General features: G+C 67.7%; 11 protein-coding genes and 3 pseudogenes. 13 read left to right on the forward strand and 1 reads right to left on the reverse strand.

Going from position 1 to position 14,573, the window contains the following annotated elements:
• Positions 1-423: pseudogene (locus H5395_RS18950) on the forward strand (IS5/IS1182 family transposase); the annotation flags it as partial.
• Here H5395_RS18950 and H5395_RS11330 read toward each other — a convergent pair.
• On the reverse strand, positions 407-1,081 hold the full coding sequence (locus H5395_RS11330) for a helix-hairpin-helix domain-containing protein (RefSeq protein ID WP_255440629.1): 675 nt from the start codon (positions 1,079-1,081) through the stop codon (positions 407-409). The pseudogene H5395_RS18950 and the gene H5395_RS11330 sit on opposite strands and share 17 nt — an antisense overlap.
• An 805-nt stretch (positions 1,082-1,886) precedes the next feature.
• Between H5395_RS11330 and H5395_RS11335 the strand changes: the two are divergent.
• The 12 genes and pseudogenes from H5395_RS11335 to H5395_RS11390 all read left to right on the forward strand — a co-directional run.
• Positions 1,887-2,252 (forward strand): annotated as a pseudogene (locus H5395_RS11335) (transposase); the annotation flags it as partial.
• A 170-nt stretch (positions 2,253-2,422) separates the two neighbouring features.
• A pseudogene (locus H5395_RS11340) lies at positions 2,423-3,453 on the forward strand (IS110 family transposase).
• Positions 3,454-4,684: 1,231 nt separating this feature from the next.
• Positions 4,685-5,578: a siderophore ABC transporter substrate-binding protein gene (locus H5395_RS11345; RefSeq protein WP_255440625.1), complete on the forward strand. Its 894-nt coding sequence runs from the start codon at positions 4,685-4,687 to the stop codon at positions 5,576-5,578.
• A complete protein-coding gene (locus tag H5395_RS11350; protein ID WP_182792694.1) occupies positions 5,575-6,528 on the forward strand; it encodes an ABC transporter permease in 954 nt (317 codons plus the stop codon). The genes H5395_RS11345 and H5395_RS11350 overlap by 4 nt, the downstream gene beginning before the upstream one ends.
• 5 nt (positions 6,529-6,533) lie before the next feature.
• Positions 6,534-7,490 (forward strand): iron chelate uptake ABC transporter family permease subunit, encoded by a 957-nt coding sequence (locus tag H5395_RS11355; RefSeq protein WP_182792695.1) that lies wholly within the window; start codon positions 6,534-6,536, stop codon positions 7,488-7,490.
• Positions 7,487-8,308, forward strand: a complete 822-nt coding sequence (locus H5395_RS11360; RefSeq protein ID WP_182792696.1) for an ABC transporter ATP-binding protein — start codon at positions 7,487-7,489, stop codon at positions 8,306-8,308. Before H5395_RS11355 ends, H5395_RS11360 begins: the two co-directional genes overlap by 4 nt.
• Positions 8,309-8,316: 8 nt before the next feature.
• Positions 8,317-8,607 (forward strand): DUF2218 domain-containing protein, encoded by a 291-nt coding sequence (locus H5395_RS11365; protein WP_182792697.1) that lies wholly within the window; start codon positions 8,317-8,319, stop codon positions 8,605-8,607.
• Positions 8,600-9,691, forward strand: coding sequence for an alpha-hydroxy acid oxidase (locus H5395_RS11370; RefSeq protein WP_182792698.1), 1,092 nt, complete (start codon positions 8,600-8,602; stop codon positions 9,689-9,691). The genes H5395_RS11365 and H5395_RS11370 overlap by 8 nt, the downstream gene beginning before the upstream one ends.
• 81 nt (positions 9,692-9,772) lie before the next feature.
• Positions 9,773-12,052: a TonB-dependent siderophore receptor gene (locus H5395_RS11375; RefSeq protein ID WP_182792699.1), complete on the forward strand. Its 2,280-nt coding sequence runs from the start codon at positions 9,773-9,775 to the stop codon at positions 12,050-12,052.
• Between the two features lie 55 nt (positions 12,053-12,107).
• Positions 12,108-12,794, forward strand: coding sequence for a Fe2+-dependent dioxygenase (locus H5395_RS11380; RefSeq protein WP_182792700.1), 687 nt, complete (start codon positions 12,108-12,110; stop codon positions 12,792-12,794).
• On the forward strand, positions 12,791-13,426 hold the full coding sequence (locus H5395_RS11385) for a tetratricopeptide repeat protein (RefSeq protein ID WP_182792701.1): 636 nt from the start codon (positions 12,791-12,793) through the stop codon (positions 13,424-13,426). The genes H5395_RS11380 and H5395_RS11385 overlap by 4 nt, the downstream gene beginning before the upstream one ends.
• A gap of 50 nt (positions 13,427-13,476) precedes the next feature.
• The gene (locus H5395_RS11390) at positions 13,477-13,914 is read left to right on the forward strand and encodes an EamA family transporter (protein WP_182792702.1); all 438 of its coding nucleotides are present in this window, start codon (positions 13,477-13,479) and stop codon (positions 13,912-13,914) included.
• Positions 13,915-14,573: the final 659 nt, after the last annotated feature.

The raw sequence follows: 14,573 nt of genomic DNA on the forward strand, positions 1-14,573 counted from the left end.
AGTCGAGTTCACCTCCAGCTGCGAGGAAGACAGCCCGGCGCTGCCGGACCAAGCCATTGGCACCGTCACGGCGAACGGAGCCTGCGACACCTGCAAGTGCCACTCGGCCATCGCTGAACGAGGCGCCACAGCGATCATGCCATCCGCAGGAACGGCCGTCCCTGGAAAGAGGATGGGCCCGCCGCCCGGGCAAGGAACGAGACCCTGCGAGCGATCCGGCACTTCGGACGGCCCTACTGAAAGCGCTGGACCAGGTATCACGCCCGCAGCCGGATCAAGGCCAAGATGCTCTGCCTCAAGAGCTTCGGCGCGCGCATCGTCTTACGAGACGCTGACCGCCAAGCCGCCGAGATCCACACCCGCATCGCCCTGATGAACCGCTTCTCGTCCCTTGGACAGGCCGAGATCATGCGCATCGCCTGAACAAAAGGGGAAAGGGGCAAACGCCGAGCTTTTCGGCAATGACATCGGCAGTGCGGAAGCCGATGCCGCGGATATCCCGGGTGAGCCGGTAGGGGTTCTCGCTCATCACCTGCACCGCATCGAGGCCATAGGTCTTGAAGATCCGCCCGGCGCGCGCGGTGCCGACGCTATGGTGGTGCAGGAACACCATGATCTCGCGGATGGCCTTCTGGTCGGCCCAGCCGGCCGCGATCCGGGCGGCGCGGACGGGACCGATGCCACCCACTTCCCGCAGCCGTTCGGGACTGGCCTTGATGATGTCGAAGACATCCGTGCCGAAATGGCGCACGAGGCGCTTGCCCGTGACCGGACCGATGCCGCGGATCATGCCCGAGCCGAGATACTTCTCGATGCCCTCGGCCGTCGTGGGTGCGGATGTCCTGAGGAACTGCGCACCGAACTGCAAGCCATGCGTGCGATCGTTGCTCCACTGCCCCGAGGCGCTGATCCATTCGCCCGCGGAGATCGCAGCGGCATGGCCCACCACCCTCACCAGGTCCCGGTGCCCGCGCGCCTTGACGCGCAGCACGCAAAAGCCGGTCTCGGGATTGTGGAACGTCACCCGCTCGACAAGTCCCGCGAGGACGTCACGCTCCTGATCCTGGGACTGCTGGTTCATCACGGCGTCATGTCATGCACTGGGGATGGTCTGGGTTGCGCCCAAAAGGGAGGATGGAGCGCTGCCAGGATGATCTGCAAATAAGATCGTTCCTGGGGATGGCAATCGACAGTCCTCGCGCGACGGCAGGACGTCAGCAAGGCCCTGCCCCTTACGTCAGGCTTCAGCTCACCAAGTCGCGCAGACGTTTCATGTCCTCGATATGAGCAACCGCGGCATCTGTCTGCACGCTATGGTCGCGCAGCCGGTTGAAGGTCCACGGCCGGGTCTCGGGCTTCATCCCCGACTGTCCCGCAATCAGCGCCTTGCTGCAGGGCAGCGCCACAGGGCATTCGCTGTCGCATTCCGCCGCGAGGGTCAGCAGGAACTCCGCCGACCGGCTAACCGCCTGCAAGCGCCACCAGCAGCATGGAAAACCGCATCGATCCAGCAATTTACTTTCGCTTGAATGCCGCGTCCAATCTTGAATGACGCAATGTCAAATCGGGGCTTTCGGGGCTTTTGCTACGATCAATACCGCCAAGTCGGGCAAGTTCGCGTTCGCCAGCCATGCCATTTCCACTGCCTTTGATCGAGAGATTTGCATGACCAGACCCGACAGCACCGCGCCCGCGTCGAGCCTGACGGCCACGGAGTGGGCCGCCTGAGGCCTTCTCCTGTTCTGGATTCCCAACCACATGCCTCCGCCTCACGGGCCTCCAGAGGGCCTCCCAGACTCTCTGTAAGCGAGGGGGTGGGCGCCCCCCGGCGGCATCGATGTGCCAAGGTGGTAGGTGTTGAAGTACCGCTACGGAGGGGGGCGTCCATGGGAGAGGTTAGCATCATCGGCCTGGATCTGGCCAAGAACGTGTTTCAGGCACACGGCGCCGGGGCGGATGGATCAGTGGTTTTTCGCCGCAAGCTGTCCCGGGCGCAGCTGCTGAAGTTCATGGCCGCGCAGCCGCCGTACGTGGTGGCAATGGAGGCTTGCGCCAGTGCGCATCACTGGGGCCGGACGTTCAGCGACCTCGGCCATGAAGTGCGGCTGATCCCGTCGGCCTATGTGAAGCCGTTCGTGAAGCGGCAGAAGAACGACACGGCTGATGGCGAAGCGATAGCGGAAGCTGCCTCGTGGCCGACGATGCGGTTTGTCGCCGTGAAGAGCGAAGCCCACCAGGGGGCGGCACAGCTCTGCGATGCTGTCCTCTCCACCAAGCCCACTCAGGACAATGCGGATCTTTTCTTCAGCGCTATGGACCTTGCGGGTCGCCCGGCGGCTGGCAGGCTTTATTGCTGTGACCGCCTCCTGACGGCATCGCTGTGCCAAGATTGGTCTGTAACGATCCACAAAGGGGAGCGGTCATGTCGGAGATTGCCATGATCGGGCTCGATCTGGCGAGGCATGTGTTCCAGGTTCACGGGGCCGACGCTTCTGGGCGAGCGGTGCTGCGCAAGAAGCTGCGGCGGCATCAGGTGCTGGTGTTCTTCAGCCAATCGGAGCCCTGCGTCGTCGCGATGGAAGCCTGTGGTGGCGCCCGTTTCTGGGGTCGTGAGATCGCGAAGCTGGGTCACGATGTGCGGCTGATCCCGCCGGCCTACGTCAAGCCTTTCATGAAGCGCCAGAAGAATGATGCTGCCGATGCGGAGGCGATCTGCGAAGCCGCGCTGCGCCCGACGATGCGCTTTGTGCCGGTGAAGAGCGAGGAGACGCAGGGCGCGGCGATGGTGTTCCGCGTGCGCGAGCTTCTGATCCGGCAGCGGACGCAGGCGATCAATGCCCTGCGTGGCCACTTGGCCGAGTTCGGGCAGATCGTGCCCCAGGGTGCGGCCAATGCCGCACGGCTGATCGCCATCACCGAGGATCCGGACAGCGGCCTGCCTGCTGATGCCACCATCACGCTGAAGGTGCTGGTCGCGGCGCTCACCCACCTTGAGAGCGAGATCGGCAGGCTCGATGCCGAGATCGCCCGTCGCGCCAAGGAGAACGACGTGGCCCGGCGGCTGATGACGGTGCCGGGCATCGGTCCGCTGATCGCCACGGCCCTCGCGGTCCTGGCCCCGGCCACCCGGGACGTTCCGCCGGGGGGCGAGACTTCGCGGCCTGGCTCGGTCTCACGCCCCGGCAGCATTCGACCGGCGGCAAGCAGCGGCTGGGTGCCACGACGAAGATGGGGGAGCGCTCCCTGAGGCGGCTGCTGATCATCGGGGCGAACAGCGTCATCATCAAACGCCACATTCACCGGGAAGCACAGCCCGGCACCTGGCTGGGCGGCCTGCTGATGCGCGAGCCGCCGATGCTGGTGCGGGTGGCGCTCGCGAACAAGATGGCGCGGATCATTTGGGCCCTGATGGTCCGGGGCGGCACCTACCGGGCTCCGGCCATGGCGGCGTAAGCTACCAGGGTCGCGAGGGGGTCGGAGCGGAAGAGGGCAAGGAGCGGTATGGCGCAACGGTCGTGAGACAGGATCGGGAGAACCAGTGCGCAACAGAGTGCCTCCGAGCACGGGGCTTTGATCTGGACCCGAGCCGCGAACACCATACGGGCCCGCGGCAGGTGTGAGGCCGCAGCAGAGGCCGGACAGATGTCAGCACCCGATGACGCGCCAACACCAGCTCCGAAGATCCCTCTTGCGCATGGGGCGGTTACACATGTTGCGTCATAGGGGTCGTCCTTTGAGTGTTCTATTCTCCGGTAAACCCGGGGCGCTTCATGTCGGGGCGCTTGCACGAGCGACTGCGACCGTGGCGCAGGCCCGGCACGGCATCGCGGGGGGCGCCGGCATCAGGCTGTGGTGCCGGTTGGCCGCGCTCGGGCGGGGCGCCTTTGCGGTCGACCGCAAGGGGGCGCTTCGTGCCCGGTTTGCCCGCGATCCCTCGGGCTTGTCCCGATCCCGGCAGCCACCTTTTCGCCGGCACGGCGGGGCTGTCGAGGGAGGCCCGGCTCCAGTCCGGCTGTCCATCATCCGGCAGGCGCTCCGGCAGCATGCGATGGAGCCCGGCCCGGATGCCGACCGTCGGCCGGTCCTGCAGCCTGCGCCAGCAGGCCATGCCGGAGCAGCCGAACCCGCCAGCAGCATCTGTCCGGGAATGCCGGATCGGAGCACGAAGATGATGCCCGCCAAGGCCAGGCGCCTGTCGCAACCGCGCCCGGCCACCCCCGGGCTTGTCCCGCCGCAGCGGCGCAATCGCCGATCCCAGATCATCGGATACAAGAGGCCTGCTCATACCCCCGCAACGCACAAGAGACGGTCTGTCCGGGGCTTAAGCCCCAGAGCCGCACAGAGCCATCGTCAACTCGGATCCACCACATGCCGGACCTGAACAATTGAAGCTCTAATTTTAACTGTCGCGCCCCTGTGCGGGCCGGTTCAGGGCGAAGTAGGCGGTGCATAGAAGGCGCCCCGTCTCGGCAGGAGGCCACGTTCGAAGCAAAGGCAAGCGCAGCTGAAGCGTTATTCCTCGGTGTCAGCGTGGCAGCCTTGAACCGGACGGCATAAAAAGCAGCCGTCGAAATATTTACCGGGCCGTCAGCATCTGCATATCCGGTATTGTTGACTCGGTTAGTCGGATTTAATAATCCCCACCAACTATACCTGACATGCCTTCTCAGGAAAGGACACTCTTATGCGGATGATCTTGTCGGCTGGTCTGGCGGCCCTGCTTGCCTCTGCCGCCCTTGCCGAGGTGACGGTCGAGACCGCCCAAGGGATCGTGTCGTTGCCGGCAGCACCCGCAAAGGTGGCGGTTCTCGATCTTGGCGTGGCCGACACGATGATGGCGTTGGGCGTGCAGCCGGTGGCGGTTCCCGACAAGCTCTACCTCGACCATCTGCAGCCTCTGGCGCAGGACGCGGCCCCGGTCGGCACCCTGCAGGAGCCTGATCTCGAAAAGCTGGCCGCCATCGGCCCGGACCTGATCGTGGTCGCCAACCGCTCGGCCGTGAAGAAGGACGCAGTGGCGCAGGTCGCGCCCGCCATCGACATGACGGTGGACGGCGCCGACCTGATCTCCGACGCCAAGGCCCGGCTGGCGGCGCTGGCCGCGTTGTTCGGCAAGCAGGCCGAGGGCAAGGCGCTGGCCGCCGCGCTGGATGAAAAGCTTGCGGCACTGGTGGAAGCCGGCCGCGACAAGGGCGGCGCGCTGGTGGTGCTGACCAACGGGCCGAAGATGTCGGCCTATGGGAAGGACTCGCGTTTCGGCTGGATCTATGAGGTGACCGGGCTGCCGCAGGCGGGCCGGCCGCTGGACGAAAAGGCCAACCACGGCGATGCCATCAGCCACGAGTTCATCGCCCAGACCAACCCCGACTGGCTGTTCGTACTGGACCGCGGCGTGGCCATCGGCGCGGACCAGCCCTCGGCGCAGGCCACGCTGGACAATGAACTGGTGCGCCAGACCAACGCCTGGAAGAACGGCCATGTCGTCTATCTGCCCGCAGACAACGTCTATCTCGCGCCCGGCGGCTATACGGCGCTGACCGAGACGCTGGACGCGCTGGCCGCAGCACTCGCGGGATGAAGGCCCGCCCCCTTGTCGCGGGGCTGGCGCTGGCGGCGCTGACGCTGGCGAGCCTTGGCGTCGGCGCGGCACAGATCGACCTGCGCGGCGCCGGGGACGGCTGGGCGACCCTCGTGCTGATGGAGTCGCGGTTGCCCCGCACGCTGGCGGTTCTGCTGACGGGCGCGGCGCTGGCGGTCGCGGGCGTGGTGATCCAGAGCCTCGTGCGCAATCGCTTCGTCGGCCCCGACACCGCGGGCACCGGCGAAAGCGCGGCGCTGGGGCTGCTGGGGATCACCCTGCTGGCCCCCGCCGCGCCGATCTGGGTCAAGATGGTCGCGGCCAGCCTCGCCGCGATGACGGGCACCGCGCTGTTTCTGGCCATCGTCCGCCGCCTGCCGGTGCGCGAGGTGATGCTGGTTCCCATCGCCGGGCTGATCCTGTCGGGCATCATCGGATCGGTCGTCACCTGGATCGCGTGGGAGGCGGACCTGCTGCAATTCGTCAACACCTGGCTGATGTCGGGTGAGTTCTCGGGCATCATCGCCGGCCGCTATGAACTGCTGTGGATCGCGGGCGCGGCGGCGGGGCTTGCCTGGTTCGCGGCCGACCGCTTCGCCATCCTGTCACTGGGCGACCACGTGGCGACGGGGCTGGGGCTGTCCACGAGGGGCGTGATGCGGCTGGGGATGGTGGTGGTCTCGGTCGTGTCGGCGCTGGTGGTGACGACCGTGGGCATGATCCCCTTCGTCGGGCTGGTGGTGCCGAACATCGTTGCCCGCATCATGGGCGACAACCTGCGCGCATCGATCCCCGTCGTCGCGGTGGGCGGCGCGGGGCTGCTGCTGGCCTGCGACCTGATCGGGCGGATCGTGCGCCATCCGTACGAGATCCCGGTCGGCACGATCCTGGGCATCATAGGCTCGGTGATCTTCCTGTGGCTTCTCTATAGGCCGCCCGTCCGTGGATAGCGCGCATGGATAGGCCCGCCGCCACCCTGATCGCGGCGCTGCTGGCGCTGCTCGCGGCCTCGTCGCTGGTCTGGATGTTCCAGGGCATCGGCGGCGGCAACCGCGGCTTCATCCTGCAACTGCGCGGGACCAAGCTGGCCGGGCTGGTGGCCGTGGGCGTGGCCGTGGGCATCGCCACGGTGCTGTTCCAGACGGTGGCCGCAAACCGGGTGCTGACGCCCTCGATCATGGGCTTCGACGCGCTTTACGTGCTGCTGCAGACCGGGCTGGTGGCCAGCCTTGGCGTCGCGGGCTTCGCCGCCCTGCCGGATGCCGCCAAGTTCCTAGTCGAGGTTGCCATCATGTCGCTGCTGGCGGCACTGCTGTTCGGCACCCTGCTGGGACAGGGCGCCAAGGACATTCCCCGCACCATCCTGACGGGGGTGATCCTGGGGGTGCTGTTCCGGTCGCTGTCGACCTTCCTGGCGCGGATCATGGACCCCAACGCCTTTGCCGTGGTGCAAAGCGTCAGTTTCGCAAGCTTCGGCAGCATCAATGCCGCCCTGCTGCCCGTGGCGGGCGCGATCGCGGCGCTTTGCACGGGCGCCGCCATCTGGCTTGCACCCCGCCTTGACGTGCTGGCGCTGGGACGCGAGGTGGCGGTGTCGCTGGGGCTGCGCTTTGACCGGCTGGTGCTGGTAACGCTGGGGCTGGTGGGGATGCTGGTCTCGGTCTCGACGGCGCTGGTCGGGCCGGTAGCCTTTTTCGGCCTGCTGGTGGCGGGGCTGGCGCACGGCCTCGCGCCCTCGGCCCGCCATGCGGTGCTGCTGCCTGCCGCCGGGCTGATCGGGGCGGTGATCCTTGTTGCCGGCCAGACCCTGTTCGAGCGCCTGATGGGCCAGACCGCCACCCTGTCGGTCGTCGTCGAGTTCGCGGGCGGCCTGTTCTTCCTGTTCCTGCTGCTGAAAGGACGTGTCCGATGATCCGCATCGACGGGCTGAGCCACCATATCGGCGCCGCGCCGATCCTGCAGGACATCGACCTGACCCTGCCGCGCGGCAAGCTGATCGCGCTGATCGGCCCGAACGGGGCGGGCAAGTCCACGCTGCTGCGGCTGGTCGCCCGGCTGGAACCCTTGCAGCAAGGCCGGATCGAGATCGACGGCCTCGACCTTGCCACCACGCCGACCGAGCGGCTGGCGCTGGCCATGGCCGTGATGGGCCAGCAGACCCATATCGCCAGCCGCTTGCGGGTGGCGGAACTGGTGGGCTTCGGCCGCTGGCCGCATCACCACGGCCGCCCGCGGCCTGCCGACCGCGCAGCCATCGAGGCGGCGCTGGAGGCCTTCGGGCTGGCCCCGTTCAAGGACCGCTTCCTCGACGAGATCTCGGGCGGGCAGGCGCAGCGGGCACATCTGGCGATGACCTTTGCCCAAGGCACCGACTGGCTGCTGCTGGACGAGCCGCTGAACAACCTCGACATGGCCCATTCCCGGGCACTGATGGCGCGGCTGGCCGAACTGGTGCGCGGCAGTGGCCGCAGCGTCGTCACGGTCGTTCACGAGGTCAACTATGCCGCTGCCTGGGCCGACCACATTGTTGCAATGAAGAACGGCCGGATCGTGGCCGAGGGTGCGCCCGAAGCCGTTCTGACCGAGCCGGTGCTGTCCGCGCTTTACGACACGCCGATCGAGGTGTCCCGCCACGACGACCGCCCGCTGGTCCTGCACCACCACTGGCACGATCAGTTGGGCGCCCCTTTCCCGAAACAGGTCGAACTCGACCAATCCTTCCTGCATTGAGGCCCACCATGATCTCGACCGCCCGCTACCCCACCCCGAACGCCACGAAATACGTCCAGCAGCTTGCCAAGCATTTCGGCCACAAGATCGAGGTCCGCTCGGACGCCGATCCCGCCGATTTCGAGATGGAGGCGGGCAGCGTCCGGCTTTCCGCCCAGGATGGCGCCTTCGTCGCGCAGGTCGAGGCCGAGGATGCCAAGGGCATCATCAACCTGCGCTATGTCGTGGACAAGCATCTGGTGATCTTCGCCTTCCGGGACGGCTTCACGGGGCTCGACTGGCGCATGGCGGATGGCTGACGGGCTGCCGCCCGGCCTTGCCGACTATGCCCGCGCCGCGACAGCGGCCCTGCCGCCCGGCATCGCCGCCTGGGCCATGGGCGGCGCGGGCGAGGAAATCACCCTGCGCCGCAACGAGGCAGCCTTTGACGCGCTGCCGATCCTGCCGCGGGTGCTGCAAAGATCGGCCCCTGATACCGGCCTGACGCTGCTGGGCACCCGGCTCGCGCATCCGGTCCTGATCGCCCCGATGGGATGGCAACGGCTGGTCCACCCCGAGGCCGAGCGTGCGCTGGCCGCCGGGGCCACGGCGCAGGGCGCGCGGATGGTGCTGAGCGCGCAGGCTACGACCCCGCTGTCCGAGGCACGGGCGGCGGGTGCCCTGTGCGACTGGTTCCAGCTTTACTGGATGGGGCAGGGACCCACGCTGGCGCTTGCCCGCAGGGCGGCGGAGGCCGGCTGTTCCGCCCTGATTCTGACCGTGGATGCCCCGGTCGCGGGCCAGCGCCCGCGCGAGATGCGGGCGGGCTTTGTTCTGCCGGAAGGGCTGGCGGCGGTGAACCTTGCGGGCCTGCCCCGGGTGAGCGGCGGCAGACTTGAGGACCTGATCGCGGCCGCCCCGGCCTGGGAGGATCTCGCATGGCTTTGCTCGGCCGCGCCGCTGCCGGTGTTGGTCAAGGGAATCCTGCATCCGACTGACGCCACGCAGGCGATCAGGGCCGGCGCGGCGGGGATCGTGGTGTCGAACCACGGCGGCCGGGTGCTGGACGGCCTGCCCGCCAGCATCGAGGCGCTGCCCGCCGTCGCTGCCACCGTGGCCGGGCGCGTCCCGCTGCTGCTGGACGGCGGCATCCGGCGCGGGACGGACGTGCTGCGCGCGCTGGCCCTTGGGGCGGATGCGGTGATGGTCGGCCGTCCGGCGCTGCAGGGGCTGGCCGTCGCCGGGGCGCTGGGCGTCGCCCATGTCCTGCGGCTTCTGCAGGACGAATTGCGAATCGCAATGGCGCTGTGCGGCTGTGCCACGCTGGACGACATCGGGCCTGCGTTGATTTTCTTCAACAATGGGCAGGAAGGCGGCTTGACGCCCACATCCCGACGGAAATAGTAAGCCATAGCCAGTCCGTTGCCCTTTCCGGCGCGTGCAAGCCTTTCATCGCCGCACAAACCCAGAAAGGAAGGTCGCAACATGGCCCTTCGTTCCCAGCCGTCCCTCCGACCGATCCTGTACGGAGCGGGCGCCTCGATCGGTGCCCTTGCCGCCACGGGCCTGAACCAGCCCGCCCTGGCGCAGGACGCCGCAGGGTCCGAGCCGCTGCGCCCCGATGCCGTGCAACTGGACACGGTGGTCCTGACCGCGACGGAAGGCTCGTCCAACGCCAACAGCGCCGGCACCGGCATCGCCCGCCTGCCCGAAACCGTGCGGGAAACCCCGCAGGTCGTGAACGTGGTCCCCGCCGAGGTGATCCGGCAGCAGAACGCCACCACCCTGGAACAGGCGCTGCGCAACGTCCCCGGCATCACCCTGTCGACAGGCGAAGGGCGCGGCGGCTCCTCGGGGGACCAATTCCGCATCCGGGGGCTGGCGGCGCAGGGCGACGTCTATTCGGACGGCTTGCGCGACTTCGGCGCCTATACCCGCGACACCTTCAACACCGAGGGCGTGCAGGTCATCAAGGGCCCCTCGGGCGACGCCTTCGGGGTGGGCAGCCTCGGCGGCCTGATCAACCAGCAGCGCAAGCGCGCGGGGCTTGAGGATTTCAACGAGGTCGAGGGCAGTGTCGCCTCTGGCGGGCTGGCCCGGGTGCAGTATGACGGCAACCGCGTCATCGCCGACGACCAGGCTCTGCGGCTGAACCTGATGCTGCAGGAAGGCGAGATCCCCGCCCGGGACGCGGTGGACGACGACCGGCTGGGCCTGGCGCTGGACTATGGCCGGGGCCTCGGCACCGGAACGGAATGGCACCTCGGCTATTCGTATTTGCGCGGCCGGGGTGTTCCCGACATGGGCCAACCGATGGCCGAAGGCCCGGACGGGATCAGCCGGCCGCTGCTGGAATACGACGTGCCTGGCTATGACCGCGAGACCTCGTATATCCGCAGCACCGACCGTTTCGACACCGACGTGCATACCGTCACCTCGGGCCTGACCCATGAGTTGGACAGTGGCTGGACCCTGGCGAACGACACCCGCGTCACCCGCTATGAACGCGATTTCTCGGCCACCAACCCAGCCGGCTGCGACCCCGACTGCCTGGCCGGGCTGCTGGCCGGGATCGACCAGCCGCTCAGCTATGGGGCAGGCGGGGGAATGACCTATGCCCAGGACGGCTGGGGCGTGCAGAACGTGACGACCCTCACCGGAGAGGTCACCACCGGCACCATCCGCCATGAAATCACGGCGGGCCTGGACCTGAGCTGGCAGATCGACAAGCGCCGCCGCGGCACCTGGACCGTGCCGCGCCCCGACCAGACCATCCTCGACCCCATCCGCGACGCAAGCGGGGCGACGTTCGACTGGGACGACGACAAGAGCACCGCCAAGGCGCAGAATGCGGCCATCTTCCTGTCCGACCGCATCCATTTCAACGAACAGTTCTCGATCCTGGCGAGCGCGCGGGGCGACTGGTTCAAAAGCTCGTTCGACGGCGTTCTGGTGGGCGGGGCCGCGCCCACCAGCGGCGAGGCCGACGGCTTCGAGGTCAGCCCCTCGGTCAGCCTGATGTGGGAACCCTCGGACGATCGCATGGTCTACCTGACGCTGGCGCGGTCCTACCGTCCGCTGGGGACCGACATCGCCTTTGCCGTCAATTCGTTCGACACCGAGGTTCCGGCCAGCGACCGCGACTTCGAGCCGGAGCGGTCGGACCTGATCGAGCTTGGCGGCAAGACCGACCTGCTGGATGGCCGCGTCGGCCTGACGGCGGCGCTGTTCCAGATCGACAAGGACAACTCCTACGACGTGGACCCGACCACGGGCGAGCCTGTCACCGGCTTCAGCACCAATGGCGAGAACCGGCGCATCCGCGGCTTCGAATTCGGCGCCTCGGGCGAGGTGGCCGAAGGGCTGGACCTGCTGCTGGCCTATGCCTACCTGGACGGAGAGCTTCGGGGCGGGCGCGGCGCCGACGAGGAAACGGTGGGCAATGACGCCTCGGGCGTGGCGCGGCACAACCTCGCGCTCTGGGCCAGCTATGAACGGCCGGTGGCCCGCAGCAACGGGCTGGTGACGGTGGCGGGGGGCGTCCGCTACGCGTCCGAATACTGGTCCAACAGCGACAACACCGCCGAGATCCCCGAAACCTTCTCGCTGGACGCCATGGTCGCCTATGAGCAGGACAACTGGCGCATCGCGCTGAACGGCAGCAACCTGACGGACGAGGACAACTTCTCCTCGGCCTTCAACGCCGTCCGCGCGGTGCCCGAGCCGGGCCGGGTCTTCACCCTCAGCCTGTCCAGCCGCTTCTGACGACGCGTCGGGGCCGCCCAAGGGCGCGGTCCCGCCTTTCCTTCGAGGTTTTTCGATGCTGATCCAGATCCCCGACGTGCTGTCGGCCGCCGAGGTCATGGCCTTCCGCGAGGTGCTGGAGCGCGCCGCCTGGGCCGACGGCCGCGACACCGCGGGCGACCAGGCCGCGACGGTCAAGAACAACCTGCAGATCCCGCCCGAGTCCCCTGTCGCGCGGGAACTGGGCGAGCGTGTCCTGCACGCGCTGGCGCGCAACCCGACCTATACCTCGGCCGCGTTGCCCTTGCGGGTGCTGCCGCCGATGTTCAACCGCTATGACCCCGGCATGACCTTCGGCGCCCATACCGACAACGCCATCCGCACGATCCCCGGATCGGGGGGGATGCGGATGCGGGCGGATGTGTCCACCACGATCTTCCTGACCGCGCCCGAGGAATATGACGGCGGCGAGTTGGTGGTCGAGGACACCTATGGCACCCATGCCGTCAAGCTGCCTGCCGGGCACATGGTCGTTTATCCCGCCTCGTCGCTGCATCGGGTCAACCCGGTCACGCGCGGCAGCCGCTGGGGCAGCTTCTTCTGGGCGCAGTCGATGGTGCGCGACGACGGCAGGCGGGCGATGCTTTACGACCTCGACCTGGCGATCCGGCAGGCCCGGGCCGTGATGGGGGACGAGGCGCCCGCCGTGCTGGGCCTTGTCAGCCATTACCACAACCTTTTGCGGATGTGGGCCGAGTTGTGAGCGCTGCTGCCGCGCTTGCCACCGGCCAGCTTCTGCTGGAAGCGGGTGAAGGGGGACAGGCCATTGAATCCTTCCGCATGGCCGCGCGGGCGGGCGATGCGCGCGGGCTGACGATGCTGGGCCGCGCGGCCGAACGCGGCTGGGGCATGGTTCCCGACGCCGTGCAGGCAGCGGGCTGGTATCGCCGCGCGGCGGCTGCGGGCGATCCTTGGGCGATGTTCAACCTCGCCGACCTTTATCTGCGTGGCGAGGGCGTGCCGCGCGACCCTGCCGAGGCCACCCGCCTTTACGCCGACGCCGCGCGTCGGGGTCTGCTGCAGGCGCTGAACATGCTGGGGAGGCTGGCTGAAACCGGCGCCGCCGGCCCACGCGACCCAAGCGCCGCGCTGGCCTACTACACCGCCTCGGCCGAGCGCGGCGATCCCTGGGGCCAGTTCAACCTTTCCCGCCACCTGATCGCCGAAGGGCGCCTGCCCGAGGCGCTGGATTGGCTGGACCGCGCGCTGGGCTGCCGCATCAGCGGTTTTCACGCCGCTGTCGCCGAGGCGCTGTCCGGCGTCGACTACCCGGACCTTTGCCGCCGCGCCGAACTGGCGCGTAGCCTCGCCGCCCCTTTGTCCGGTCGTGACTGAGTGGTAGGCCCCGCGCGCATGATCCGCAAAGCAGCATCCGGGGAGCGCCCATGAAATCCGTCCTTCTCGCCTGGCAGTTCTGGGCGCTGCTGTCCGCCGGTTTCGCCGCGCTGACGGCAATCTTTGCCAAGGTCGGCGTCGAGAACGTGGATTCGGATTTCGGCACCCTGATCCGCACGGGCGTGATCCTTGTGGTGCTGACGGGGATCGTCCTCGCGCTGGGCAAGGTCCAGCCGCCCGGCACGATCCCGGGGCGGTCCTGGGTGTTCCTGATCCTTTCGGGCCTTGCCACTGGCGGCTCGTGGCTCTGCTATTTTCGCGCGCTCAAGCTTGGCAACGCCTCGCAGGTCGCACCTGTCGACAAGCTGAGCGTGGTGCTGGTCGCGGTTTTCGGCGTCCTTTTCCTGGGCGAGCACCTGTCGGCCCCCAACTGGCTGGGGATCCTCCTGATCGCCGCCGGGACGGTTCTGGTCGCCTGGAAGGGCTAGCATCCTGTGGAGACCGGGCCGCGCCAAGTTCCGCATGGCTGCGGCCAGCGTTCTGGCAGGGCAGGAGGATACCGCTGGGGACGCTGTTTTCTTCGGCCGCAATCCGCCCTCATGGCACCTTGGGCTGCTCCATTGCCTGATGGAGCCTGCGAACAGCTTGAGACAGATGCCCGGTCTGCAGTTCGGGGGCGCGCGCAAGCGGCGAAGCCGGGCACGGGGCCAGCGCGCCGATGGCCGCGGATGATGGCGCCGGCCTTGCCACAGGCCGGCTGAACCGGATCATGGGGGCCAGCAAGCCCGTGCAGCGCCCGGATGCCCTGCAACTCTGAATCAGGCGACATCCGCGTTCTCCCGAAGGGGAGAAAATCGGAACGAGCGGAGCAAGTTTTCCGGTGAAATTCCGCTTCGACCATGGTATGCTCATGGCATAGTAATTCGTTAATGCAGGGTCCTGATATGGGCAGCCTTTTTCGAATTAATTACATTATATTGTCGATTTTTCTCGCACTGCTTCCGGGTTTGGGAGCGGCAGGTGATCCTGGTCCCCCTCAGAGGGCCGCTTTCGAGCCGATCGGGGATTGGTGTGATTCGGGAACAAGCGGAGAGCGAACCGTTTGCGCCGACCTGGCTGCGCTTGACCAGATTCTGGTCTATAACCG

Origin of the sequence: Paracoccus sp. MC1854 (assembly GCF_014164635.1) — a bacterium.
In the GTDB taxonomy this organism is placed as follows: Bacteria; Pseudomonadota; Alphaproteobacteria; order Rhodobacterales; family Rhodobacteraceae; genus Paracoccus.